This window comes from Pseudonocardia autotrophica, assembly GCF_003945385.1.
Classification (GTDB): domain Bacteria; phylum Actinomycetota; class Actinomycetes; order Mycobacteriales; family Pseudonocardiaceae; genus Pseudonocardia; species Pseudonocardia autotrophica.
Window position 1 is genome coordinate 4,508,413 of sequence record NZ_AP018920.1, and the last position, 22,137, is coordinate 4,530,549.

19 protein-coding genes are annotated in these 22,137 nt (G+C 73.1%); 4 read left to right on the forward strand and 15 right to left on the reverse strand.

What is annotated here, in order from left to right; all coding sequences use genetic code 11:
• Positions 1–4: 4 nt before the first annotated feature.
• Positions 5–3,553 carry a DNA polymerase III subunit alpha gene (gene dnaE, locus Pdca_RS21110; RefSeq protein WP_085912971.1) on the reverse strand — a complete coding sequence of 1,183 codons (3,549 nt, stop codon included), beginning with the start codon at positions 3,551–3,553 and terminating at the stop codon, positions 5–7.
• 426 nt (positions 3,554–3,979) lie between these two features.
• Here dnaE and Pdca_RS21115 point away from each other — a divergent pair, with 426 nt between their 5' ends.
• Positions 3,980–4,657 (forward strand): HAD-IA family hydrolase, encoded by a 678-nt coding sequence (locus Pdca_RS21115; protein WP_085912970.1) that lies wholly within the window; start codon positions 3,980–3,982, stop codon positions 4,655–4,657.
• Between the two features lie 7 nt (positions 4,658–4,664).
• Here Pdca_RS21115 and Pdca_RS21120 read toward each other — a convergent pair whose 3' ends face one another.
• From Pdca_RS21120 to Pdca_RS21135, 4 genes are all read right to left on the reverse strand, one after another.
• Complete coding sequence (locus Pdca_RS21120) at positions 4,665–5,381, reverse strand: hypothetical protein (protein WP_085912969.1); 717 nt, start codon at positions 5,379–5,381, stop codon at positions 4,665–4,667.
• Entirely contained in the window at positions 5,378–6,313 is a 936-nt protein-coding gene (locus Pdca_RS21125) for an RluA family pseudouridine synthase (RefSeq protein ID WP_085912968.1), read from the reverse strand. Before Pdca_RS21125 ends, Pdca_RS21120 begins: the two co-directional genes overlap by 4 nt.
• Before the next feature lie 3 nt (positions 6,314–6,316).
• The gene (lspA, locus tag Pdca_RS21130) at positions 6,317–6,862 is read right to left on the reverse strand and encodes a signal peptidase II (RefSeq protein ID WP_218031412.1); all 546 of its coding nucleotides are present in this window, start codon (positions 6,860–6,862) and stop codon (positions 6,317–6,319) included.
• A 65-nt stretch (positions 6,863–6,927) separates the two neighbouring features.
• Positions 6,928–7,731: a methyltransferase domain-containing protein gene (locus Pdca_RS21135; protein ID WP_085912966.1), complete on the reverse strand. Its 804-nt coding sequence runs from the start codon at positions 7,729–7,731 to the stop codon at positions 6,928–6,930.
• Positions 7,732–7,844: 113 nt separating this feature from the next.
• Between Pdca_RS21135 and Pdca_RS21140 the strand changes: the two genes are divergently transcribed.
• From Pdca_RS21140 to Pdca_RS21145, 3 genes are read left to right on the forward strand one after another with little or no spacing between them, the layout of a single operon-like run.
• Complete coding sequence (locus Pdca_RS21140) at positions 7,845–8,459, forward strand: hypothetical protein (protein ID WP_085915000.1); 615 nt, start codon at positions 7,845–7,847, stop codon at positions 8,457–8,459.
• Positions 8,456–8,578: a hypothetical protein gene (locus tag Pdca_RS37605; RefSeq protein ID WP_269462810.1), complete on the forward strand. Its 123-nt coding sequence runs from the start codon at positions 8,456–8,458 to the stop codon at positions 8,576–8,578. The genes Pdca_RS21140 and Pdca_RS37605 overlap by 4 nt, the downstream gene beginning before the upstream one ends.
• Before the next feature lie 8 nt (positions 8,579–8,586).
• The gene (locus Pdca_RS21145; RefSeq protein WP_125911501.1) at positions 8,587–9,219 is read left to right on the forward strand and encodes a hypothetical protein; all 633 of its coding nucleotides are present in this window, start codon (positions 8,587–8,589) and stop codon (positions 9,217–9,219) included.
• A 12-nt stretch (positions 9,220–9,231) separates the two neighbouring features.
• On the opposite strand, the gene ileS is transcribed toward Pdca_RS21145, so the two are convergent.
• The 10 genes from ileS to murC all read right to left on the reverse strand — a co-directional run bounded on the left by ileS (position 9,232) and on the right by murC (position 22,125).
• Positions 9,232–12,453, reverse strand: a complete 3,222-nt coding sequence (gene ileS, locus Pdca_RS21150; protein WP_085914998.1) for an isoleucine--tRNA ligase — start codon at positions 12,451–12,453, stop codon at positions 9,232–9,234.
• Between the two features lie 273 nt (positions 12,454–12,726).
• Positions 12,727–14,169: a hypothetical protein gene (locus tag Pdca_RS21155; RefSeq protein ID WP_085914997.1), complete on the reverse strand. Its 1,443-nt coding sequence runs from the start codon at positions 14,167–14,169 to the stop codon at positions 12,727–12,729.
• Positions 14,170–14,256: 87 nt separating this feature from the next.
• Entirely contained in the window at positions 14,257–15,117 is an 861-nt protein-coding gene (gene wag31, locus Pdca_RS21160) for a DivIVA-like cell division protein Wag31 (protein ID WP_085914996.1), read from the reverse strand.
• 47 nt (positions 15,118–15,164) lie between these two features.
• A complete protein-coding gene (locus Pdca_RS21165; RefSeq protein WP_085914995.1) occupies positions 15,165–15,461 on the reverse strand; it encodes a YggT family protein in 297 nt (98 codons plus the stop codon).
• Positions 15,462–15,464: 3 nt separating this feature from the next.
• Positions 15,465–16,223, reverse strand: a complete 759-nt coding sequence (locus Pdca_RS21170) for a cell division protein SepF (protein ID WP_085914994.1) — start codon at positions 16,221–16,223, stop codon at positions 15,465–15,467.
• 106 nt (positions 16,224–16,329) lie between these two features.
• Positions 16,330–17,082, reverse strand: a complete 753-nt coding sequence (locus tag Pdca_RS21175) for a YggS family pyridoxal phosphate-dependent enzyme (protein WP_085914993.1) — start codon at positions 17,080–17,082, stop codon at positions 16,330–16,332.
• Positions 17,079–17,873 (reverse strand): peptidoglycan editing factor PgeF, encoded by a 795-nt coding sequence (gene pgeF, locus Pdca_RS21180; RefSeq protein ID WP_085914992.1) that lies wholly within the window; start codon positions 17,871–17,873, stop codon positions 17,079–17,081. The genes Pdca_RS21175 and pgeF overlap by 4 nt, the downstream gene beginning before the upstream one ends.
• A gap of 2 nt (positions 17,874–17,875) precedes the next feature.
• Positions 17,876–19,243, reverse strand: coding sequence for a cell division protein FtsZ (gene ftsZ / locus Pdca_RS21185; protein ID WP_085914991.1), 1,368 nt, complete (start codon positions 19,241–19,243; stop codon positions 17,876–17,878).
• Positions 19,244–19,564: 321 nt separating this feature from the next.
• A complete protein-coding gene (locus Pdca_RS21190) occupies positions 19,565–20,689 on the reverse strand; it encodes a cell division protein FtsQ/DivIB (protein WP_125911502.1) in 1,125 nt (374 codons plus the stop codon).
• 65 nt (positions 20,690–20,754) lie between these two features.
• Positions 20,755–22,125, reverse strand: a complete 1,371-nt coding sequence (gene murC, locus Pdca_RS21195; protein ID WP_232021709.1) for a UDP-N-acetylmuramate--L-alanine ligase — start codon at positions 22,123–22,125, stop codon at positions 20,755–20,757.
• Positions 22,126–22,137 lie beyond the last annotated feature (12 nt).

Here is a 22,137-nt window from a genome sequence, read left to right on the forward strand (position 1 = left end):
GGAATCAGCCGCCCAGGCAGCCCGGGCCGAGCAGGGCCTTCAGGTCGCCCATCAGGGCCGAGGTGTGCAGCACCTTGAGCGAGTCGTCCAGCTTGAGGGCGGTGATCTTCTTGCCGTAGACCAGCGACAGGTGCACCTCGGAGGTCCCCGGGTGGTGCGTCAGCACCTCCTTGAGCTTCGCGACCCGCTCGGGGGTGCACTGGTCGGTGCGCAGCGACACCCGGATCGGCAGGCCGGCTTCGCCCGCCGCGGCGAGCTCGGGCACCGCGAGATCGTTGGCGATCAGCGAGACGCGGTCGTCGCGCTTGTTCACCCGCGCCTTGACCAGCACGATCGCGTCCTCGGCGACGTCCACCCCGACGACCTGGTAGGCCCGCGGGAAGAACAGCACCTCGATACCGCCGGCGAGGTCTTCGATCTGCGCCGACGCCCACGGCTCGCCGTTCTTGTTCACCCGGCGGTTGACGTTCGCGAGGATCCCGCCGACGGTGACCTGCGCCCCCTCGGACACCGTGCCCTCGACGATGTCGGCGATCGAGGTGTCGGACTTCGCGGCGAGGGCCTGCTCGAGGCCCTGCAACGGGTGCCCGGACACGTAGAGGCCGAGCATCTCCCGCTCCACGGCGAGCTTGTGCTTGGAGTCCCACTCCTCGTCGGAGACCTTCACGTCGAAGATCCCGCCCAGCTCGTCGCCGCCCTCGGAGGAGCCGTCCATCGACCCGAACAGGTCGAACTGCCCCATCGAGGCGGCCTTCTTGGTGCTCATCACCGCGTCGATCGCGTCGGCGTGCACCAGCAGCAGCCCCTTGCGGGAGTGCCCCAGCGAGTCGAACGCGCCCGCCTTGATCAGCGACTCGACGACCTTCTTGTTGCAGACCACCGCGTCGACCTTGCGCAGGAAGTCGGAGAAGTCGACGAAGTTCCCCTTCTCCCGGCGCGCGGCGACGATCGCGTCGACCACGTTGTGCCCGACGTTGCGGATGCCGCCGAGGCCGAACCGGATGTCGGTCCCGACCGGGGCGAAGTTGCGCACCGAGTCGTTGACGTCCGGCGGGAGCACCGTGATACCCATCCGCCGGCACTCGGCCAGGTAGACGGCGGCCTTGTCCTTGTCGTCGCGGACCGAGGTGAGCACCGCGGCCATGTACTCGGCCGGGTAGTTCGCCTTGAGGTAGGCCGTCCAGTAGGACACCACCCCGTAGGCCGCGGAGTGCGCGCGGTTGAAGGCGTAGTCGGAGAACGGGAGCAGGATGTCCCAGAGCGTCTTGACGGCGGCCTCGGAGTAGCCGTTGTCCTTCATCCCGCCGGCGAAGGTGACGTACTCCTTGTCCAGGATCTCCTTCTTCTTCTTGCCCATCGCGCGGCGGAGCAGGTCCGCCTGGCCCAGCGAGTAGCCCGCCAGCACCTGGGCGATGGACATGACCTGTTCCTGGTAGACGATCAGGCCGAAGGTCTCGCCGAGGACCTCCTTGAGCGGCTCCGCCAGCTCCGGGTGGATCGGCGTGACCTCCTGGCGCCCGTTCTTGCGGTCGGCGTAGTCGTTGTGCGCGTTCGCGCCCATCGGGCCCGGGCGGTACAGCGCGCCGACCGCGGAGATGTGCTCGAACTCGCTGGGCGCCATCCGGCGCAGCAGGTCCCGCATCGGGCCGCCATCGAGCTGGAACACGCCGAGCGTGTCACCGCGGGAGAGCAGCTCGTAGGTCTTCGCGTCGTCGAGCTCGAGATGGTCGAGATCGACCGCGGGCTTCCCGTTGAGCTCGATGTTCTCCAGGGCGTCGTCGAGGATCGTGAGGTTGCGCAGCCCCAGGAAGTCCATCTTGAGGAGACCGATGGTCTCGCAGACACCCATGTCGAACTGGGTGATGATGGCGCCGTCGGACTCGCGGCGCTGGATCGGGATGACGTCGATCAGCGGCGTCGACGACATGATCACGCCGGCCGCGTGCACGCCCCACTGGCGCTTGAGGCCCTCCAGACCCCGCGCGGTGTCGACGATCTCCTTGACCTGCGGGTCCGCCTCGTAGAGGGCACGGACCTCGGTGGCCTCGGAGTAGCGCTTGTGCGACGGGTCGAAGATCCCGGACAGCGGGATGTCCTTGCCCATCACCGCGGGCGGCATGGCCTTGGAGATCCGGTCGGCGACCGAGTAGCCGGGCTGGCCGAACAGCACCCGCGCCGAGTCCTTGATCGCGGCCTTCGCCTTGATCGTGGAGTAGGTGATGATCTGGGCGATCCGGTCCTCGCCGTACTTCTCCGTGGTGTACCGGATCATCTCGCCGCGCCGGCGCTCGTCGAAGTCCATGTCGATGTCGGGCATGGACACGCGGTCCGGGTTGAGGAACCGCTCGAAGATCAGCTTGTGCCGGATCGGGTCGAGATCGGTGATGCCCAGGACGTAGGCGACCAGCGACCCGGCGGCGGAGCCACGGCCGGGGCCGCAGCGGATGCCGACCGACTTGGCGTGCTGGATGAGGTCGGCGGTCACCAGGAAGTAACCGGGGTAGCCCATCTTGATGATGACGCCGACCTCGTAGTTCGCCTGCTGCCGGTACCGCTCGGTGACGCCGTTCGGGAACCGCATGGCCAGTCCCCGCTCGACCTCCTTGATCAGCCAGGACTCCTCGGTCTCCCCCTCGGGCACCGGCGCCTTGGGCTGCAGGTCCTGGCCGGTCGTGAAGTCGATGTTGCAGCGCTCGGCGACGAGCAGCGTGTTGTCGCAGGCCTCGGGGTGGATCGGGTCCCACAGGGCGCGCATCTCGTGCGCGGGCTTGAGGTAGAAGTCCTGGGCGTCGAACTTGAAGCGGTTCGGGTCGGCGAGGGTCTTCCCGGTCTGGACGCAGAGCAGCACCTCGTGCGCCTTGGTGTCGTCCGGGTAGGTGTAGTGCAGGTCGTTGGTGGCCAGGCCCGGGAGGTCGAGCTTGTCCTTGAGCCGGAACAGGTCCTCCTGGACCCGCTTCTCGATCTCGATGCCGTGGTCCATCAGTTCCAGGAAGAAGTTGTCCTTCCCGAAGATGTCCCGGTAGTCGCTCGCGGCCTGGCAGGCGCCGTCGAAGTCGTTCTGCTGGAGCAGCCGGGCGACCTCGCCGGACGGGCAGCCGGTGGTCGCGATGAGCCCCTTGCCGTACTGCTCCAGGAGCTCGCGGTCCATCCGCGGCTTGTAGTAGTACCCCTCGAGGCTGGCCAGCGACGAGAGCCGGAAGAGGTTGTGCATCCCCTCCGTGTTCTCGGCGAGCAGCGTCATGTGGGTGTACATGAGGTCGGGGTTGTTCTCGCTGCCGTTTCCCAGCGCGGTGCGCTTGCGCTCGTGCCGCGACCCGGGCGCGAGGTAGCCCTCCATGCCGATGATCGGCTTGATGTCGTGCGCCTTGGCCTTGCGCCAGAACTCGAAGGCGCCGTAGACGTTGCCGTGGTCGGTCATCGCGACCGCCGGCATCTCGTACTTGGCGGCCTCGGCGAAGAGGTCGTCGAGCCGGGCGGCGCCGTCGAGCATCGAGAACTCGGTGTGGGTGTGCAGATGGACGAAGGAGCCTGTTCCGGATGTGCCGCCGGCCATGTGAGTTCCGCGCTCCTCTCCCGCGTCCTGGGGTGACGCGGTGCTCCCCGTGCCGCTCGGTGCGCGCCTGCCGGGACGCACCGTGCCGTACCACTCACTCACCGATCTCGGCGACCGGCGGCGCGTCGGGCGACACCCGGGGGCAGCTCCTGGCGGGGGCCGCGAGGGTGCCGGTGGGACTCCTGCCGCGGGGCCGGGCCGACCGGATCGGTGAGGGCCTCAGACTAGCCGCGGGGTACGACAGTTCCGGCGACCGTGGGGGTCCTCGGCGGCCCCCGGCGCATCGGTCCTGCTCACCGGCATCCGACGCCCGCCGACGGCGTGTCGGCGGGCGCTGCGGGGAGATCCGGGCGCCCTCCCCGGAGTGGTCCACGGTGGTGCACGACGCCCCGTACGGACCGCTCGGCGGGTTAGGCTCGCCCGACGATGCATCAGCAGACGCCGCGCGAGGACCGCACGCCCACCACCGGAGCGGGGCCCACCGGCCATGATGACGCTGTCCCGGTCCGTCGCACGGTGGTGTTCGATCTCGGTGAGGTGCTCGTCCCGTCGCAGGGGCTGGAGCGGCGGCTCTGCGCCGAGCTCGGCGTCACCGAGGCGGACCTGCGGATCGCCTACTGGGCCCACCGCCACCGCTACGACCTGGGCGATCCGCCGCACCGCTACTGGTCGGCGGTGTTCGCCGATCTCGGTCTCGCGCCGGACCCGGACCGGATGGACACCGCCGAACGGCTGGACGTGACCTTCTGGTCCGCGCTGCCCCCGACCTCCTCGATGCTGCTCGCCGATCTCGCCAGGGCGAAGGTGCGCACGGCCGTGCTGTCCAACGCTCCGCGCGGGCTGGCCGCCGCGGTACGGGCGGCCGCCTGGAGCGGTCCGTTCGACCGGATGCTGTTCTCCGCCGACATCGGCCTGGCCAAGCCGTCCCAGGACATCTACCGGCGGGCCGACGTCGAGTTCGGCACCTCGCCGGAGCAGGTCGTGTTCTTCGACGACCGGATGGACAACGTCCGCGCCGCCGTCGCGCACGGCTGGGACGCCCATCTCTGGCGTGGGGCGGCGGCCGCGGTCCGGCTGCTGCGCGAACGCGACGTGCTCGGCTGAACCGGCCTCAGCCGGTGGGTACCGGGCCGTCGTCGGGGGGTGGCGTCGCCGCGCTGCGCTGCTCGGGGAGCAGCGGTGCGAGCGCCAGCTGAGCCGCGCTCGATCCCGGCGGGGCCGCGTGCACCGCACGCACCCCGTCGGTGCCGGCGATCTCCTCGAGCCCGGCCCGGTCGGCGGTGACCACCAGCCCGATCACGCAGGCACATCCCCGGTCGGCGAGCCTGCGTGCCTCGACGGCGAGGATCTCGGCGCGCCGGGTCGCGACGGCACCGGCGTCCGGGGTCTCCGCCCGCCCGGCCCGGTCGAGTTCGGCCTCGGCCCGGAACGCGGCCTGCTCTCGGGCCACGTCGATCGCCGCGGCCGGATCCCCGGTGCCGAGCACGTGCTCGAACCGCAGGGCCGTCTGCACCCGCTCCAGCGGCACCCGGAAGATCGCGGTGCCGACCGTGCCGGTGCCGGTGAGCGCAGCGGCGCCCGGCACGTCGTGCGGACGATCGAGCTGGACCAGGGCCGGGACGGCGGGCCCCGGCTGCGGCAGCTGGGCGGGCAGCGACGCGAGGTAGTCCTCGACGTCCTGCCCGGGTTCGGGACCGAGCCGGATCGAGCCGGTGGAGGTGGTCGCCGGGGGCGGCGGGCCGGAGCCCGCGACCCACACGGCCCCGAACGCCAGCAGCGCCAGCACCGCGACCACCACCCACAGCCCGCGGGTGCTCAGCCCGGTCACGGGTCGCGCAGGGCCTCGAGCGCCGCGGCCAGATCGTCCGGGTAGGGGCTGGTGAACTCGACGTGCCGGCCGTCGGCGGGATGGGTGAAGCCCAGCGTCCTGGCGTGCAGCCACTGCCTGCTCAGCCCGACCCGCTTGGCGAGCGTCGGGTCCGCGCCGTAGGTCATGTCACCGACGCAGGGATGGCGCAGCGCGGAGAAGTGCACCCGGATCTGGTGGGTCCGCCCGGTCTCCAGGTGCACGTCGAGCAGGCTGGCCGAGCGGAACGCCTCGATCGTGTCGTAGTGCGTGACGCTCGGCTTGCCGCTCTGCATGACCGCGAACCGGTAGTCGTGCCGGGGATGCCGGTCGATCGGCGCGTCGATGGTGCCCGACGACGGATCCGGGTGCCCCTGGACGACCGCGTGGTAGCGCTTGTCCACCACGCGTTCCTTGAACGCCCGCTTCAGCGCCGTGTAGGCGTGCTCCGAGGTCGCGACCACCATGACACCGGTGGTGCCGACGTCGAGCCGGTGCACGATCCCCTGCCGCTCCGCGGCGCCGGAGGTGGACAGCCGGAACCCGAGCGCGGCCAGCCCGCTGGTGACGGTCGGCCCGGTCCAGCCCGGCGACGGGTGCGCGGCGACGCCGACCGGCTTGTCGACGACGACGATGTCGTCGTCGGAGTGCAGCACGGTGAGCCCGGCGACGACCTCGGCCGGGCCCGCGATGACGGGCTCGGGGGCCTCGGCGTCGGGCAGCTCGATCTCCAGCCACGCCCCGCCGAGCAGCCGATCGGACTTGCCGGCGAGGCTGCCGTCCACCTGGATCCGGCCGGTCTCGGCCAGCCCGGCGACGACCGTGCGGGACAGGCCCAGCAGCCGGGAGAGGCCGGAGTCGATCCGCATGCCGTCGAGGCCGTCCGGGACGGGCATGCTCCTCAGGTCACCCATGTCTCAGCCACCCACCCGTCCGTCGATCTCCACTCCGCGCAGTGCCATCAGCACCAGCAGGATCCCGCCGCAGACGATGCCGGAGTCGGCGATGTTGAACACCGGGAAGACGCTGCCGTCCGGCGAGAAGACGGCCAGCATGTCCACCACGTGCCCGCGCATCGGCCCCGGCGAGCGGAAGAACCGGTCGATCAGGTTCCCGAGCGCTCCGCCGAGCACCAGGCCGAGCCCGATCGCCCAGCCGACGGAGGCCAGTTTGCGCGCGATCCGGATGATCACCCCGACCACGACGACGGCGACGATCGTCAGCACCCAGGTGTACCCGGTGGCCATCGACCAGGCGGCGCCCGGGTTGCGCAGCAGCGTCAGGTAGAAGAAGCCGTCGATCACCGTGACCGGGTCGCGGCCCTCGAGCGTCGCGACGGCAGCGATCTTGGTGGCCAGGTCGATGGCGAGCACGACCGCGGCGATCCCGGCCAGCAGGAGTACCCCGCGCCGCCGTAGGACGGGATCGACGGGTGCCTCGTCGGCAGCTGGATCGGAGCTCACCCCCCGAGTATGACGAGCGGCGCCGGCGACCGTCCCGGCGGTCCGGGTGCGGGCGTGTCGTGGGCTCAGGGCGACCAGACGAGTGTGACGACGTCGGTGCGGCGGGGCGGTACGTCACCCAGGGCGGCGTCGACCTCGGTGATCCGGGAGGCCGGCAGGCACAACCGGCGGGCCACCCACTCCGCGTCGTGCGGAAGCCGCCGGTCCCGCTCCCAGTGGCGTACCTCGGGCTCGATGCCGAGTTCCTCGCGCAGCACCGCGACGGCGTCGTCGGCGGTGGCGCTCGGCGGCCGGTGCAGGTCGTGGAAGCGCGCCCACAGCGGATCCAGCCAGGCCATCGGGTGCTCGGGCAGCATCTCGATCACCACGCCACCGGCCCCGCCCCGGGCCGCGGCGTGCAGCGGGGCCAGGAACGGCGGCAGCTCGACGACGTTGTGCAGCACGTGATGGCAGACGACGACGTCGTGCCGGCCCGCCTCGCCCGCGATGTCCGGCCAGGACCCCTGCACGGTGCCGTGCGGGATCCCGCGCTCGCGGGCCGCGGCGGTGAACACGGCGAGCATGTCGGCCTGCCGGTCCACCCCGACCACCCGGGCCACCGGCGACGGATCGGGCAGGGCGGCGGCGAACGCGGCGTCGCCGCCCCCGCAACCGACGTCGAGCACCGATGCGCCTGCGCAGCTCCAGGCCGCGGCGCGTTCGGCGAGCGCTCTGGCCGCGGCACGGGACGGGGTGTCGGCCGGCTCGGCGGGCGGGGCGAAGTCGGCCGCGGAGTGCGTCCACGGATCCGCCGGGGCGGACCGCAGGATCTCCTCCGGGATCCCGCGTGCGGCCTGACGATCCCGCCACCGCTGCGCCGCCACACCCATGCGGCGAGGGTAGTGGGCCGGCCGGGGTACCCGGCTGCGGCGCCGCCGTGTCCCGCCCGATCTGCGTGGTTCCACCCGGGACGCGGCGGCGCCGGCCGGGGAAGACTGCACCCGTGCCGCCTGTCCGCTCCCGGTCCCGCCGGTGGACCGTCCTCGCCGTCGTGCTCGCCGCGGTGCCGGTCGCGCTGGTGCTGTGGGCGCAGCACGAACCGCTGCCGTCACCGGGCGAGGGCGAGGCCCTGCTGACCGCCGACGCGCAGGCCCAGGGCTGGTCCGGGGTCACCGCGGCCTGCCGGGTCGTCGGGTCCGGTGACGAGGAGGTGCTCGGCTGCCGGCTGCGCGACGCCGAGGGCCGGTACGGCTGGGGGACGGTCAAGATCGGGACCGGACGGGTCGAGGGGTACCGCGGCACCCACCGGACCGACGTCGTGCTGCGCCGTCACGAGTTCCCGGTGTCCTCCGAGGGCGTCGCCGAGCTCGACGCCACGGTGCCCGGCACCGGCCCGGGCCCGACCGGCGGGAGCACGCTCGGCGCGACGCTCGCGTTCGTCCTGCACGATTCGCTGCGCGCCGCCGGGTACGGCGCGCCGACGTTCCCGCGCTGCCCGGACCTGCCGCCCGGCGGCACCGTGCACTGCGCCGTCACCGGGATCCCGGCTGCCGTCGAGGTGCACCGTCCCGGACCCGGCGGCGAGCACCGGATCCGGCTGACGGTCACCCCACGATGAGCACCGAGCGGGCGGTCGCTGCGATCCTCGGTGGCCGGGAACCGGGCCGGATCGTCGATCACCGGTGTCGCGGGGTGGCCGGGCCGGCTGCTTCCGTCCCCGGCCAGGACGCCGGATGATGTCCGTCATGCGTCGTTCGTTCCCGTTGCCCACCTGGGCCGGTTTCGGGTTCCTCGTCCTGGTCGTGGTCGGCATCGTCGCGTTCGCGGTCGCCACCGCCGACGACCCGCTCGGCACCCCGGAGGAGGTGGCGGTGGCCGTCGCCGGAGCGGCGGAACGGTCCGGGGAGCACGAGGGCGTCACCGCCACCTGCCACGACGTCACCTCCGACGACGACCGCTTCGTCCGCTGCCGGCTGCGCGACGCCGACGGGCGGCACGGCTGGTCCGAGACCCGGATCACCAGATCGACCTCGACCGAGCACCGGGTGCTGGGCGGCGTGCCCTACCGGACCACCACCGACCGGGCCGACGGAACCCGGACCGACTGGGACTTCCCGGTCGGCCCGGACGGGGTCGCCGAGGTCGAGTTCAGCGCCCCGTCCGAGAACCTCCTCGGGGCCGCACTGCTGTCCGTCGCGCGCCCGGCCCTGCTGTCGGTCGGCCTGGACACCGGGCACCTCCCCCGGCGGTGCCCGCCGGACCCGGTGCCGGTCGGCGGGACGGCGAGCTGCCCGGGCGACACCTCGTCGGTGGCGGTCGAGGTGACCCGGGACTCCGACGCCGGGTACCGCGCCCGGATCACCCTGCCGGTCGGCTGACCGGGCTCCGGCTCAGACCCGGGCGACCGCCGCCCGCAGCTCGACCGGCGTCCCGTCCGGGGCGACGACCTGACCCGGGGACGCGCCCGCGGCGGCGGCGTAGGACACCGAGGTCGCCAGCACCTCGCCCGCCACGAACGCCTCGTGCGCGCGCACCGCGTCGAGCACCGCGTCCGGCCCGTCGAGGGTCAGCGCGATCCGGTCCGCGACGGCGAGCCCGGCGTCCCGGCGCGCCTGCTGCACCACCCGGACGACGTCGCGGGCGGTGCCCTCGGCCGCCAGCTCCGGGGTCACCGCGGTGTCCAGCACGACCAGGCCGGCGTTGCCGGGGAGCGCGGCCGTGTGCTCCGGGTCGGTGGCGACGAGCTTCTCGGTGAACTCGCTGCGCTGCAACGCGATCCCGGCGGCGAGGACGGTGCCGTCGGCCTCCTGGCTCCACTCGCCCGCCTTCACCGCGCGGATGCACTTCTGCACGTCACCGCCGAGGCGCGGCCCGGCGACCCGGGCGTTCACCGCCAGCTCGAAGCGGCCGTGCGCGGCGACGTCGCCGGTCAGCTCGACCGAGCGCACGTTGACCTCGTCGCGCAGCAGCTCGGTGAACGGCTCCAGCGCCGCGGCGTCGGCCGCCGCCACGGTGAGCCCGGGCAGCGGCTGGCGCACCCGCACCTTGGCGGACTTGCGCAGCGACAACGCCGCCGAGGCGACCTGGCGGATCCGGTCCATCCCGGCGACCAGCTCGGGGTCGCGGGGCAGGTCGGCCGCCGTCGCGGTCGTGGACACCGACGGGTCGGAACCATCGGGCCAGTCCGTCATGTGCACCGAGCGCCCGCCGGTCAGGCCACGCCAGATCGCCTCCGTGGTCAGCGGCAGCAGCGGCGCCGCGACCCGGCAGGTCACCTCCAGCACGGTGTGCAGGGTGTCGACGGCGTCGCGCCGCGCTGCGTCGGCATCGGCCGAGCCGGTCGCCCAGAAGCGCTCCCGGGACCGGCGGACGTACCAGTTGGTCAGCGTCTCGGCGTGCTCCCGGATCCGCTCGCAGGCACCCGCGATGTCGTAGGCGTCCATCGCCGCGGTGACGCCGTCGACCAGGTCCGCGGTCTTGGCCAGCACGTACCGGTCGAGCACGTGCGGGCTGTCGGTGCGGAAGGTCCCGCGCCCGTCACCGGCGTAGAGCGACAGGAAGTACCAGGTGTTCCACAGCGGCAGGATCGCCTGCCGGACACCCTCCCGGATGCCCTGCTCGGTGACCACCAGGTTCCCGCCGCGCAGGATCGGGCTGGCCATGAGGAACCACCGCATGGCGTCCGAGCCGTCCCGGTCGAAGACCTCGTTGACGTCCGGGTAGTTCTTGCGCGACTTCGACATCTTGGCGCCGTCGTCACCCAGGACGATGCCGTGCGCCGAGCAGTTGCGGAACGCGGGCCGGTCGAACAGCGCCGTGGCCAGCACGTGCAGCGTGTAGAACCAGCCGCGGGTCTGGCCGTTGTACTCGACGATGAAGTCACCCGGGTAGTGGTGCTCGAACCAGTCGGCGTTCTCGAACGGGTAATGCACCTGGGCGAACGGCATCGAGCCGGACTCGAACCAGCAGTCCAGCACCTCGGGCACCCGGCGCATGGTCGAGTTGCCGGTCGGGTCGTCCGGGTTCGGCCGGGTCAGTTCGTCGACGTAGGGGCGGTGCAGGTCCGTCGGGCGCACGCCGAAGTCGCGCTCCAGCTCGTCGAGCGAGCCGTAGACGTCGGTGCGCGGGTAGCGCGGGTCGTCGGACTGCCACACCGGGATCGGGCTGCCCCAGTACCGGTTGCGGGAGATGCCCCAGTCGCGGGCGCCTTCGAGCCACTTGCCGAACTGGCCGTCCCGGACGTGTGCCGGCGTCCAGTCGATCTGCTGGTTCAGCTCGACCATCCGGTCCCGGAACCGGGTGACGCGCACGAACCAGGAGTCCACGGCGCGCTGGATCAGCGCGTTGCCGCAGCGCCAGCAGTGCGGATACGGGTGGTCGTAGGTCTCGTGCCGCAGCAGCACGCCCTGGACGTGGGCGTTCGATTCCTTGAGGTCCCGGATGATCTGCGGGTTCGCGTCGAACACCTGCATCCCGGCGTAGGGCGGGACCTCGACGGTGAACTCGCCGCGGGAGTCGACCGGGTTCACGACCTCGATGCCGGCCGCGTCGGTGACCTCCTTGTCCTCCTCACCGAAGGCGGGGGCGATGTGCACCAGGCCGGTGCCGTCCTCGGTGGTGACGTAGTCGGCGGCCAGCACCCGGTGGGCGTTCTCCCGGCCGGTGAAGAAGTCGAACGGCGGCGTGTAGGTGGCGCCGAGCAGGTCGCGCCCGGTCACCCGCGCGACGACCGGCGGCTCCTCCCCCAGCTCGCGGGCGTAGGCGGCGACCCGGGCCTCGGCGAGCAGCCAGCGCTCCGCAGCGCCGCCTTCCGTCGTGGCGGCCTCCACCACCACGTAGTCGACGTCGGGGTGCACGGCCACCGCGAGGTTCGACGGCAGGGTCCACGGAGTGGTCGTCCAGACCAGGGCGAGCGCCCCGTCGGTCTCCGGCCGGTCCGGTGTCGAGAGCCGCAGCCCGACCGTGACGGCCGGGTCCTGCCGGTCGAGGTAGACGTCGTCCATCTTCGTCTCGGTGGCGCTCAGCGGCGTCTCACACCGCCAGCAGTACCAGAGCACACGGAATCCGGAGTAGACGAGACCCTTGTCCCACAACGACTTGAACGCCCACATGACGGACTCCATGTAGTCCAGGTCGAGCGTCTTGTAGTCGTTGTCGAAGTCGACCCAGCGGGCCTGGCGGGTCACGTAGTCGCGCCACTCGCCGGTGTAGCGCAGCACCGAGGTACGGCACGCCTCGTTGAAGGCGGCGACGCCCATCTCCTCGATCTCGGACTTGTGCTTGATCCCGAGCTGGTTCTCGGTCTCGACCTCGGCGGGCAGTCCGTGGGTGTCCCAGCCGAAGCGGCGCTCGACCCGGTTGCCGCGCATGGTCCGGTAGCGCGGGACGACATCCTTGACGTAGCCGGTCAACAGGTGGCCGTAGTGCGGCAGCCCGTTGGCGAACGGCGGGCCGTCGTAGAACACGAACTCGTCGGCGCCGTTCTCACCGGCGGGACGCTGCTCGACCGACGCGCGGAACGTGTCGTCGGCCTCCCAGGAGGCCAGAACGTCGCGCTCCAGCGCGGGGAAAGTGGGATGTGCGGGGACCTCGGGGTAACCGGTGTCGCTCATGGCGGGCTCCTCGTGCGAATGTCGGTTCGCACGGGGACGACGACGCCCCGTGGAGGCCGTGCCGCGGTACCACCCCGCTTGCGCACCCTGGCTCACGTGCGCCACTCGTTCGACGGCGATGACGGGCCGCACCCGTCCGGTTCTACTCCGGCCCGCACGGGGCGGGTCGTTTCTTCCGGAGGCTCCCCGGTGATGGCCGGATCGGTGCCTGTGGAACCAGGGTAGCGCGGGCGCCCACCCGGTTATTCCGCAGCCCGGCGCCGCGGATACCCGCTAACGGACCTGGGCCGGGTGCCGCTCACCGAGCGACCGGTTCGGCGAGCACCAGCCGCACGGGGTGAACCCGAGCTCGACGGCCTCGCTGACCGGCAGCGGGATCACCGCCCTGCCGGGCAGCGCCCGGCAGGTCTGCACGTGGTAGCGCGGGTGCTCGTCGATCACGAGCACCTCGTCCGGCAGCCGGGCCACCAGGCCCGCCAGCGTCGGATCGCGCGGCTCCTCGGGCGCATCGTCGGCGACCGGCTGCTGCTCGGAGCCGGCCGCACCAGCCGGACCTCCGTCGGACGGTGCCCGCCCGGCGTCGGCACCGGCCGCTGCGGCGCCGGCGACCTGAGCCGCTCCGGCCGCGCCACCGTTCCCGGCGGCGGATGCCCCGCTGCGGTCGTCCGCTCCCGGCGGCGGGCTGCCGCCGGGTGGAACGGCCGCGGCCGAGAACTCGGTGGCGCCCGCTCTGGTCGTCCGGCCGGCCTCGCCGTGCACCGGCTCGCCCGGCATACCGGGCCGGTCGGACGGCGGCGCCGGGACGGCACCGTCGGCCTCGGCTCCCGGCGCTGCTGTGCCGGGGCGTCCGGTGTCACCGGACCCGGGGGTGCCCGCCGGCGGTGATCCGGAGCCGAAGCCCGGTTCGCCCGCACCGGCTCGCGAGCCCGCGTCGGTGGCCGTCGTGTTCTCGTCGCGCCGGCTCACCCCAGCGGAGCCGGCCGGCGGCCGGTCGGATCCCTGGAGTGGGACGCCGGTCGCGCCCTCCGGGGCGGACTGCCCCGCACCCGTCACTCCGGCAGGCCGGCCGTCTCCGGACGGCGGCTCGCCGGAACGCCCGGGGTCGCCGCCACGACCCGCGTCGTTCCCTGCGGCCGGTCCGGAACCGTCCGGTGCGTCGGGTGACGCAGCCGCGCCCACTGCCACCGTCTCGCCACCTGTCTCGGACGGGCGACCGTCGGACAGCACTTCGGCGGCCGGCGCCTCGCTTTCGGTCACCGAGCGTGACAATGAACCACCCGATCGGGAAACGGCGGGCGGTCCATCCTCAGAGCCGGACGGCCGGATGACGGGGATCTGGATGGTCGCGTCGGACGCGTCGAACGCCTCCGGCGCTCCCCCGGTGCCCCCCGGACCGGCCGCAGCCGGTCCGCCGGGGCGACCCGCTCCACCCGTCTCAGGCCGGACGACCGGCAGGATCTGGGTGGCCGGTTCGATGTCCGGTCCCTGGCTCCGGGCCGGGCCGGAATGCTCCGGCGCCGGTCCGGCCCCGGTGCTCTCCGACCGGTCGCCGGCCCGCACCGCGGACCGGGTCTGCCACCAGTCGTAGAACAGCACCAGACCGGCGATCAGGCAGACGCCGACCGACGTCCAGAACAGGGCTACGACCTGCAGGAACCATCCGGCAAGCCAGAGCGCCAGCGCAATCGCTACCAGCACCAGCACCAGCATCAACATCGGCGAACTCCGTCGGTCGGCAGTGGCACCCGGCCGCTACCCCATCGTCGTCGGACTTCCCGCCGCGCGTTCGTCGCGCGGCGGGAATCAGCTCCCGGTGTCGGCCCGCTGGCCGTAGCCGGAGGCGGCGTAGCCACCGTTCGAACCGGATCGGTTCGCGTTGGCCGAGTTGTCCGTCGGCGCAGCCGAGCCGCGTCCTTCCAGGTCGCGCAGCTGCGACTCCAGATAGGTCTTGAGCCGGGTGCGGTACTCGCGCTCGAAGGTGCGGAGCTCGTCGATCTTCTTCTCCAGCACGGACTTGTCCCGCTGGATCGCACCCATGATCTCGTTCTGCTTGCGCTCGGCATCACTGACCAGGCCGGATGCCTTGTCGCGGGACTGGCGCTCGAGTGTCTCGGAGCGGGTCCGCGCGTCGTTGAGCATGGTCTCGGCACGCGAGCGCGCGTCGTTGACCAGGCCGTCCGCCTTCGTCCGGGCGTCGGAGAGGAGCTGCTCGGACTTGGTCCGCGCATCCGACAGCATCGTGTCGGCCTCGTTCTTCGCCTCGGCCGTGAGCCGGTCGGCCATCTCCTGGGCGAGGCCCAGGACCTTGGCCGCCTGCACGTGGTGGTCACCACCGTCGGCGTCGGCGGATCCCCCCACACCGGCGAGCTGGGGGGCAGGGGCGCCGCCACCTCGGCCCAGCGGCGACGGAGACGCCTGCAGCGCCTGCGTCTGTGCCGGGGCCGGCTGGTTGCGGGCCTCGTCCAGGTCGGCCTCGGCATCGCCGAGGCGCTGCTCGAGCTGCGCGACCTGGTCTCGTAGGTCGTCGTTCTCCCCGATCAGCCGGGCCAGTTCGGCCTCGACCAGATCGAGGAAGGCGTCGACCTCGTCCTCGTTGTACCCCCGCTTCCCGATCGGGGGTTTGCTGAACGCGACGTTGTGAACGTCGGCGGGCGTCAGCGGCATCGGATCACCTCATGCGGTCCTCGGCGGCACTCCTGGGTGACTGGGGCTCAACCCAGGAGCTGTGATCTGACGGCGCTCATCGAGATGAACACCACCAGCAACAGCACCATAATCGACAGGTCCAGTCCTACGCCTCCGATACGGACGACGGGGATCACTCTCCGCAGCAACTTGACCGGAGGGTCGGTCGCGGTGAAGACGACCTCGAGCGCCACCGCGGGGGCTCCGGCCGGGCGCCACTGGCGCGCGAACGACCGGACCATCTCGACGACGATCCGGGCCGCGAGCAGCAGCCAGAAGAAGAACAGGACGTAATAGATCAAGAAGCCGATGGCGGTGGACACGCGTCAATCCTGTCGGAAAGCCCCGCGCTCGGCGAGCCTGCGCGCGTCGTCCGCGGACACCTCGACGTCCGCCGGGGTGAGAAGGAACACCCGGTCGGTGACCTTGTCGATCGATCCGCGCAGCGCGAATGCCAGGCCTGCGGCGAAGTCCACCAGGCGTTTCGCGGCTGCGCCGTCCAGATCGGTGAGGTTCATGATGACCGGCACACCGTCGCGGTAGCGCTCGCCGATCGTGCGCGCCTCGTTGTAGCTCCGGGGGTGCAGCGTCGTGATCGAGGCCGGCGCGACGGCCGTCCGGTCGCGCTGCTCGGGCACCGCCGAGGGCACCGGCGCCGGCGCGATCGGCGTCGGCCGCTCCTCGCGCTGAGGTTCCCGAGAGGGGCTCCGGAAGGCGTCCGGATCCATCGCGAGCGACCCGCGGACAGCCGCTCCGGCGGCCCCACCGATCGGCGAGACCCGGCCGAGATGATCATTCGGCTCCCGCTCACCGCGCAGATCGGGCCGCACACCGCGCGCCGGACGGGGCGTGTCCCGCGCCGTGCGGGGACCCCAGCCGTCGTCGTAGCCCGTGGGGGCGTCGTATCGTTCGTCGCCGTAACCGTCCTGGTCGGCGAACCGACCCGAAGCGGTCGCCCAGCGGTCGCCGCGACCGCTCGAAGAGTGCTCGTGGGCCGCCCGGTAGTGGCCCGGATCATCCACGTAGTCCATCTCATCGGCCGGGACCATGCCGAAGTACGCCTTCAGCCGGTACATCGCGCTCATCCGCTGTCCCCTCGCAGTACTGCTCGACTCCGTACGCACTCACCTCGCGCGCACCCGCGTTCTGGCGACGGTCTCGCCGATGGCCTATACCCGCACCGACCAGCGATTACTCGGAGGTTATCCGCCGGTCCCCCACAAGGGCCGTACCGACACGCACCACTGTCGAACCGTGATCGACCGCGATCTCCAGGTCACCGCTCATTCCGGCGGACAACGTGCGGGCCGACGGGTGCCGTTCCCGGACCCGGCCGGCCGCCTCGGCGATCGCGGCGAACGACTCGGCGGGCTCCGGGCCGAGTGGCGCCACCGCCATCAGGCCGGCCAGCTCCAGCCCGGGCAGCTCCGCGACCAGGTCGGCGAGTGCCTCCAGGCCGTCGGCGGGTACGCCGCCGCGCCCGGGGTCACCGTCCACGCTGTACTGCAGGAGCACCGGCAGCGGTCCGCTCCCCTGTCCCGTCTCGCGCAGCCGGGCGACCTCCTTGTCGATCGTCCTGGCCAGCCGGGACGAGTCGACGGACTGGATTCCGCTCACCCACGGGAGCACCATGCGTACCTTGTTGCGCTGCAGGCCACCGACGAAATGCCAGCGGGGCGCCGCACCGGGGCGGGCGGTGGCCACGTCGTGCACCTTGGCCGCCAGTTCCTGGGCCCGGTTCTCGGCGAACTCCACCAGCCCGAGATCGAGGAGAGCGGCGACGTCGGCCGGTGGGACGGTCTTGGTCACCGCCAGCAGGGAGACCTCGGCGGGATCACGGCCCGCGGCGCGGCAGGCGGCGTCCAGGCGTTCGCGGACCGCGGCGAGGCGTTCGGTCAGTTCGGCGGTGCGTTCCGGGGTGTCGGGCTCGGCCACACCGGTCATCGTGCCGCGCGGACACCGGCGCTGCGAGAGTTGCGCACGTCACGCGGGTCGAGCCAGGTGATCGCGGCCTGGCGGCCGCACCGGCCCTCGCGGCGGTGGCTGTAGAGGTCCGGGTCCTCGATGGTGCAGCGCGGATCGGTGCCGACCCGGCTCACCCCGAGATCGGCGAGCCGGCGGGAGAGACCGGCCCGCAGGTCCAGCCCGGCGGTGCCGGTGCGGGTGGTCGACGCGCTGCCGGGCAGCGCGGCCTCCACCTCGTCGCGCATCGCCCGCGGGACCTCGTAGCAGCGTCCGCAGACCGCGGGCCCGAGCAGCACCTCGAGCCGGTCCACGGTGGCCCCGAGTGCGGTCATCTCGTCGATCACGGCGTCCAGTACCCCGGACGCGGCGCCGACCCGGCCGGCGTGTGCCGCCCCGACCACCCCGGCCACCGGGTCACCGAGCAGCACCGGGACGCAGTCCGCGGCGAGCACCGCGATGCCGAGCAACGGCACGTCGGTCACCACCGCGTCGACGTCCGGCAGGTCGGGGGCGACCCCGCCGGTACCGGGCCGGGCACGTGGCGTCTCCCGGAGGACGGCCACCTCGCGGCCGTGTACCTGGCGCAGGAAGACCAGCCCGGCCAGGCCCAGCTCGCGCACGATCCGGGCCCGGTTCGCGCTCACCGCGGCCGGGTCGTCACCGACTCCGAGCGACAGGTTGAACCGGGAGAACGGACCGGTCGACCGGCCGCCCGCCCGGGTCGTCGTGACCCGCCGGACCCGGAGCGGCGGCGAGTCGGCCTGCGTCATGTTCAGCGCCGCATGAACGGCGGGACGTCCACCTCGTCGTCGACCGGGTCGGCCGGCCGGGCCGCCGGGGCGGCACCGTTGCCGTGGACGTTGCCCGAGGGCGGCGCCGGGGTGTGCTCGGTGCCGGCCGGGGCCTCCTGGCGGAGGTCCGGCTGCCGGGGCGCGGGGGCGCTGGGCTGCGCGGGCGGCAGCACACCGGTCCGCTCCGGCGAGGACGGGACCGAGGCAGGCAGGTCCGGCGTCGTCTGTGCCACACCGGCCCCCGAGCCGTAGCCGGCCGGGTTCTGCTGCGGCGCGGCGGGCTGGGCAGGCTGCGCGGGCTGCGCCGGGGGCTGTCCCGTCGCGGCGGCTCCGGCCGCCGGCTCGGACGCCTTCTGGGCGCCGCGGCTGAACACGGCCGGTTCCAGCTTCTTGTGGGTCGGGGTTCCGCCCTCGAAGCCGGCTGCTATCACGGTGACCCGCACCTCGTCACCGAGCGAGTCGTCGATCACGGTGCCGAAGATGATGTTGGCCTCGGGGTGCGCGGCCTCCTGGACCAGCGACGCCGCCTCGTGGATCTCGAACAGACCCAGGTCGGAACCACCCGCGATGGAGAGCAGCACGCCCTGCGCGCCGTCCATCGAGGCTTCGAGCAGCGGGGAGTTGATGGCCTTCTCGGCGGCCTGCACCGCCCGGCCCTCACCGCGCGCGGACCCTATTCCCATCAGCGCCGAGCCGGCACCGGACATGACCGACTTGACGTCGGCGAAGTCCAGGTTGATCAGGCCCGGGGTGGTGATCAGGTTGGTGATCCCCTGGACGCCGGAGAGCAGCACCTCGTCGGCGGAGCGGAAGGCGTCCATCAGCGAGACGCCGACGTCGCCGAGCTGCAGCAGCCGGTCGTTCGGGATGACGATCAGGGTGTCGCACTCGTTGCGCAGGGCCTGGATGCCGTCCTCGGCCTGGCCGGCGCGACGGCGACCCTCGAAGGTGAACGGGCGGGTGACCACACCGATCGTCAGCGCGCCGAGCTTGCGGGCGATCGACGCGACGACCGGCGCACCGCCGGTGCCGGTGCCGCCGCCCTCGCCCGCGGTGACGAAGACCATGTCGGCCCCCTTGAGGACCTCCTCGATCTCCTCGGCGTGGTCCTCGGCGGCCTTGCCACCGACGTCGGGGTTGGCGCCGGCACCGAGACCGCGCGTCAGCTCACGGCCGATGTCGAGCTTCACATCGGCGTCCGACATCAGGAGGGCCTGGGCGTCGGTGTTCACCGCGATGAACTCGACCCCCTTGAGGCCGACCTCGATCATGCGGTTGACGGCGTTCACGCCGCCGCCACCGATGCCGACGACCTTGATCACGGCCAGGTAGTTGTGCGGGGGCGTCATGCGCGGCACCTTCCAGTCGCTCGGGGGTCCGGTCCAGCTCCGGGTACCCCGGGCCTTCGGGCGAGACGCTAAGTCGCCGCCCCGGCCCGGGTCCAGCAGGCGCGCCGCGCGCGGACAACACCCCGCCCGGGTGGTTCACCGTTCCGGTCACGTGAAACGCACACGGTCGCCATCCGGTCACGCTCCGCCGACCTCGCCCTCGGTAGGGCGGGGATCGCGCCCGCACCGGCTCGCCCGGCCCCGGGTGGCCGGAGAGATCGGCCGGAGCGGCGCGACGGCCGTTCGGGTGGCGTCGCGTCCCGTTCGTGCGTGCTTGTCCGATCAGCGACGGACCGTCACCAGGGCCGGGCTGGACACGTCGTAGACCGTGCCCTCCCGTTCCAGCAGCGGCCCGAGGACCTCCGCCCGGTGCGCGACGGAGGCGCTGTCCGCCCACGGCCCCCACAGCACCCGCCGGTCGCCGGTCAGTCCCAGCTCGAAGGTGCTCCCACCGGCGCCGAGGGACAGCGTCTCCACCTGGTCGCGCACCGGTTCCGGCAGCGCCTGCAGGGCGGAGACGGCGGCGAGGGTCGCCGGGTCCTCCGGATCGACGTCGGGCAGCTGCAGCCGGGGCAGCCGGAGATCGGGCGGCGCCTCGCGGTAGGCGAAGCCGGTCACGTCGACGAGCTGCAGCCCGTCGGGGGTCTCCACCAGCGCGGCCGGGGTGCGTTCGGTGACCGTCACCGTCAGCGTCTCCGGCCAGGTCCGGCCGATGTCGACGTTCGCGACGCCCGGGATCGCCGACACCCGGGCCGCGACGGCGCCGGTGTCCACCGCGGCGAGCGGGATTCCGGTGCCGACATCGGCGGCGGCCTCGACGTCGTGCACCGGGATCTGCCGGATGCCGACGACCTCGACGGCGGACACCGGCGGTCCGAACCGGCCGAGCGCCCACCAGCCGGCGGCGGACAGCCCGATCAGCACCACCAGCACGGTGGCGAGCAGCGCGACCAGCCGGCGGCGCCGGTGCCGTGGATCGGCGGCCCGGTCCCGGGCCGCCGTCCGCGCGGCGGCCCGGTCGCGGGCCGCGCCTGCGGTGTCCCGGTGGGCGGGGCGGTCGCCGCCGCCGGTCCCCCGGCCCGTCCCGGCCCCGGCCGGTTCACGGGTGGCCGCCCGGTCCCGGTCCTCATCGGTGTCCGGGGAGCCGCCGGTGTCCGGGTCGCCGGAGCCGGCCGGGTCGGCGGACCGGGACCCCCGGCGCGCCCGCCCGGTGTTCCGGGCGCCGGTGTCGGTCGGTCCCGTGGGCCGATCGGCCGCCCGGCGTGCCCGGATCCGGCGTGCCCGCTCGGCCGCCTGCCGTTCCTGCTCCGGGGTGCGACGCGCGGTGCCGCCGGTCCGGGTGCCGTCGCCGGTTCCGTCGCCGGTTCCGTCGCCGGTTCCGTCGCCGCTGTCGTCGCCCCTGCTCATCGCGTGGCCCCTCCGCCGTCGTCCACACCGCCGTCGTCCACACCGGGGTGCGTACGGCCCCCGGGTCATTCCCGGTCGCCCCCGGCGAGTTCGCGCAGGATCTCCGGGCCGAGTGCCGTGACGTCCCCGGCACCCATCGTGATCACCGTGTCACCGTCGACCGCGAGCGCCGCGACGGCCGCCGGGGTCTGCTCCCACGACGGTGCGCGGTGCACCCGCTCGGCGGGCAGCCGCACCTCGTCGGTGATCAGTGCCGGACCGACCCCGGGTTCGGGATCCTCCCGGGCACCGTAGACGTCGAGCACCACGACCTCGTCCGCGAGCGAGAGCGACTCGCCGAACTCGCGGGCGAACAGCCGGGTCCGGGAGTAGAGGTGCGGCTGGAACGCGACCAGCACCCGGCCGCGCCGGCCGTGCACGGTCGGCGCGGCCTCCCGCGCCGCCCGCAGGGTGGCGGCCACCTCGGTGGGGTGGTGGGCGTAGTCGTCGTAGACCGAGACGCCGCGGACCCGGCCCTTGAACTCGTACCGGCGCTGCACCCCGCCGAACCCGGCGAGCCCGTCGAGCAGGGTCTCCGGATCGGCGCCGGTCTCCCCCGCGGCGAGGAACGCGCCGAGCGCGTTGAGCGCCATGTGCTCGCCGGGCACGCTGAGCCGCAGCTCCCGCTCGGCCCCGGCGTGCCGGAACAGCGACCGCGAGCCGGTGCCGTCGGGGGTGAAGTCGAGCAGCCGGGCGTCCAGCGCCCCCGCCGCGGACCGGCCGTAGCGCAGCACCCGGACACCGGCCCGCTCCGCGGCGACCGCAACCGTCTCGGCGCCGGGGTCGTCGGCACAGGTGACCAGCACGGCACCGGGGACCAGCCGGTCGAGGAACCGCTCGAACACCGCGAAGTAGGTCTCGGCGTCGCCGTGGTGGTCGAGATGGTCCGGCTCGACGTTGGTGACGACCGCGACCGACGGCGCGAACGCGGTGAACGAACCGTCGCTCTCGTCGGCCTCGACGACGAACACCTCGCCGCTGCCGTGGTGCGCCCCGCTGCCGGAGATCGAGAGGTCGCCGCCGATCGCGAACGACGGATCGGCGCCGGTGTGCTGGAGGGCGACGGTGATCATCGACGTGGTCGAGGTCTTGCCGTGTGTTCCCGCGATCGCGACCAGCCTGCGGCCCTCGGTGAGTGCCGCGAGCGCGACCGCCCGGTGCACGACGGGCAGGCCCTGCTCGCGCGCCGCCGCGAGCTCGGCGTTGGTCTCCCGGATGGCGGTGGAGACGACGACGGTGGGTGCGTCCTCGCCGTCGCGCCGTAGGTGGGCGGCGTCGTGCCCGACCTCGACGCGGGCACCGAGCGCGCGCAGTGCGGTGACGGTGCGCGACTCGCGGGCGTCGGACCCGGAGACCGCGATCCCGCGGGCCAGCAGGATGCGGGCGATGCCGCTCATCCCGGCCCCGCC

What these genes read in the sequence shown, in the direction of transcription:
- Pdca_RS21175 (WP_085914993.1), bottom strand. Translation starts at nt 17,082, where the DNA reads ATGACCGGTGTGGCCGAGCCCGACACCCCGGAACGCACCGCCGAACTG.
- Pdca_RS21190 (WP_125911502.1), bottom strand. Translation starts at nt 20,689, where the DNA reads ATGAGCAGGGGCGACGACAGCGGCGACGGAACCGGCGACGGAACCGGC.
- ftsZ (WP_085914991.1), bottom strand. Translation starts at nt 19,243, where the DNA reads ATGACGCCCCCGCACAACTACCTGGCCGTGATCAAGGTCGTCGGCATC.
- Pdca_RS21170 (WP_085914994.1), bottom strand. Translation starts at nt 16,223, where the DNA reads ATGAGCGCGATGTACCGGCTGAAGGCGTACTTCGGCATGGTCCCGGCC.
- ileS (WP_085914998.1), bottom strand. Translation starts at nt 12,453, where the DNA reads ATGAGCGACACCGGTTACCCCGAGGTCCCCGCACATCCCACTTTCCCC.
- Pdca_RS21135 (WP_085912966.1), bottom strand. Translation starts at nt 7,731, where the DNA reads ATGGGTGTGGCGGCGCAGCGGTGGCGGGATCGTCAGGCCGCACGCGGG.
- murC (WP_232021709.1), bottom strand. Translation starts at nt 22,125, where the DNA reads ATGAGCGGCATCGCCCGCATCCTGCTGGCCCGCGGGATCGCGGTCTCC.
- Pdca_RS21145 (WP_125911501.1), top strand. Translation starts at nt 8,587, where the DNA reads ATGCGTCGTTCGTTCCCGTTGCCCACCTGGGCCGGTTTCGGGTTCCTC.
- pgeF (WP_085914992.1), bottom strand. Translation starts at nt 17,873, where the DNA reads ATGACGCAGGCCGACTCGCCGCCGCTCCGGGTCCGGCGGGTCACGACG.
- wag31 (WP_085914996.1), bottom strand. Translation starts at nt 15,117, where the DNA reads ATGCCGCTGACGCCCGCCGACGTTCACAACGTCGCGTTCAGCAAACCC.
- Pdca_RS21115 (WP_085912970.1), top strand. Translation starts at nt 3,980, where the DNA reads ATGCATCAGCAGACGCCGCGCGAGGACCGCACGCCCACCACCGGAGCG.
- Pdca_RS21155 (WP_085914997.1), bottom strand. Translation starts at nt 14,169, where the DNA reads ATGTTGATGCTGGTGCTGGTGCTGGTAGCGATTGCGCTGGCGCTCTGG.
- Pdca_RS21125 (WP_085912968.1), bottom strand. Translation starts at nt 6,313, where the DNA reads ATGGGTGACCTGAGGAGCATGCCCGTCCCGGACGGCCTCGACGGCATG.
- Pdca_RS37605 (WP_269462810.1), top strand. Translation starts at nt 8,456, where the DNA reads ATGAGCACCGAGCGGGCGGTCGCTGCGATCCTCGGTGGCCGGGAACCG.
- dnaE (WP_085912971.1), bottom strand. Translation starts at nt 3,553, where the DNA reads ATGGCCGGCGGCACATCCGGAACAGGCTCCTTCGTCCATCTGCACACC.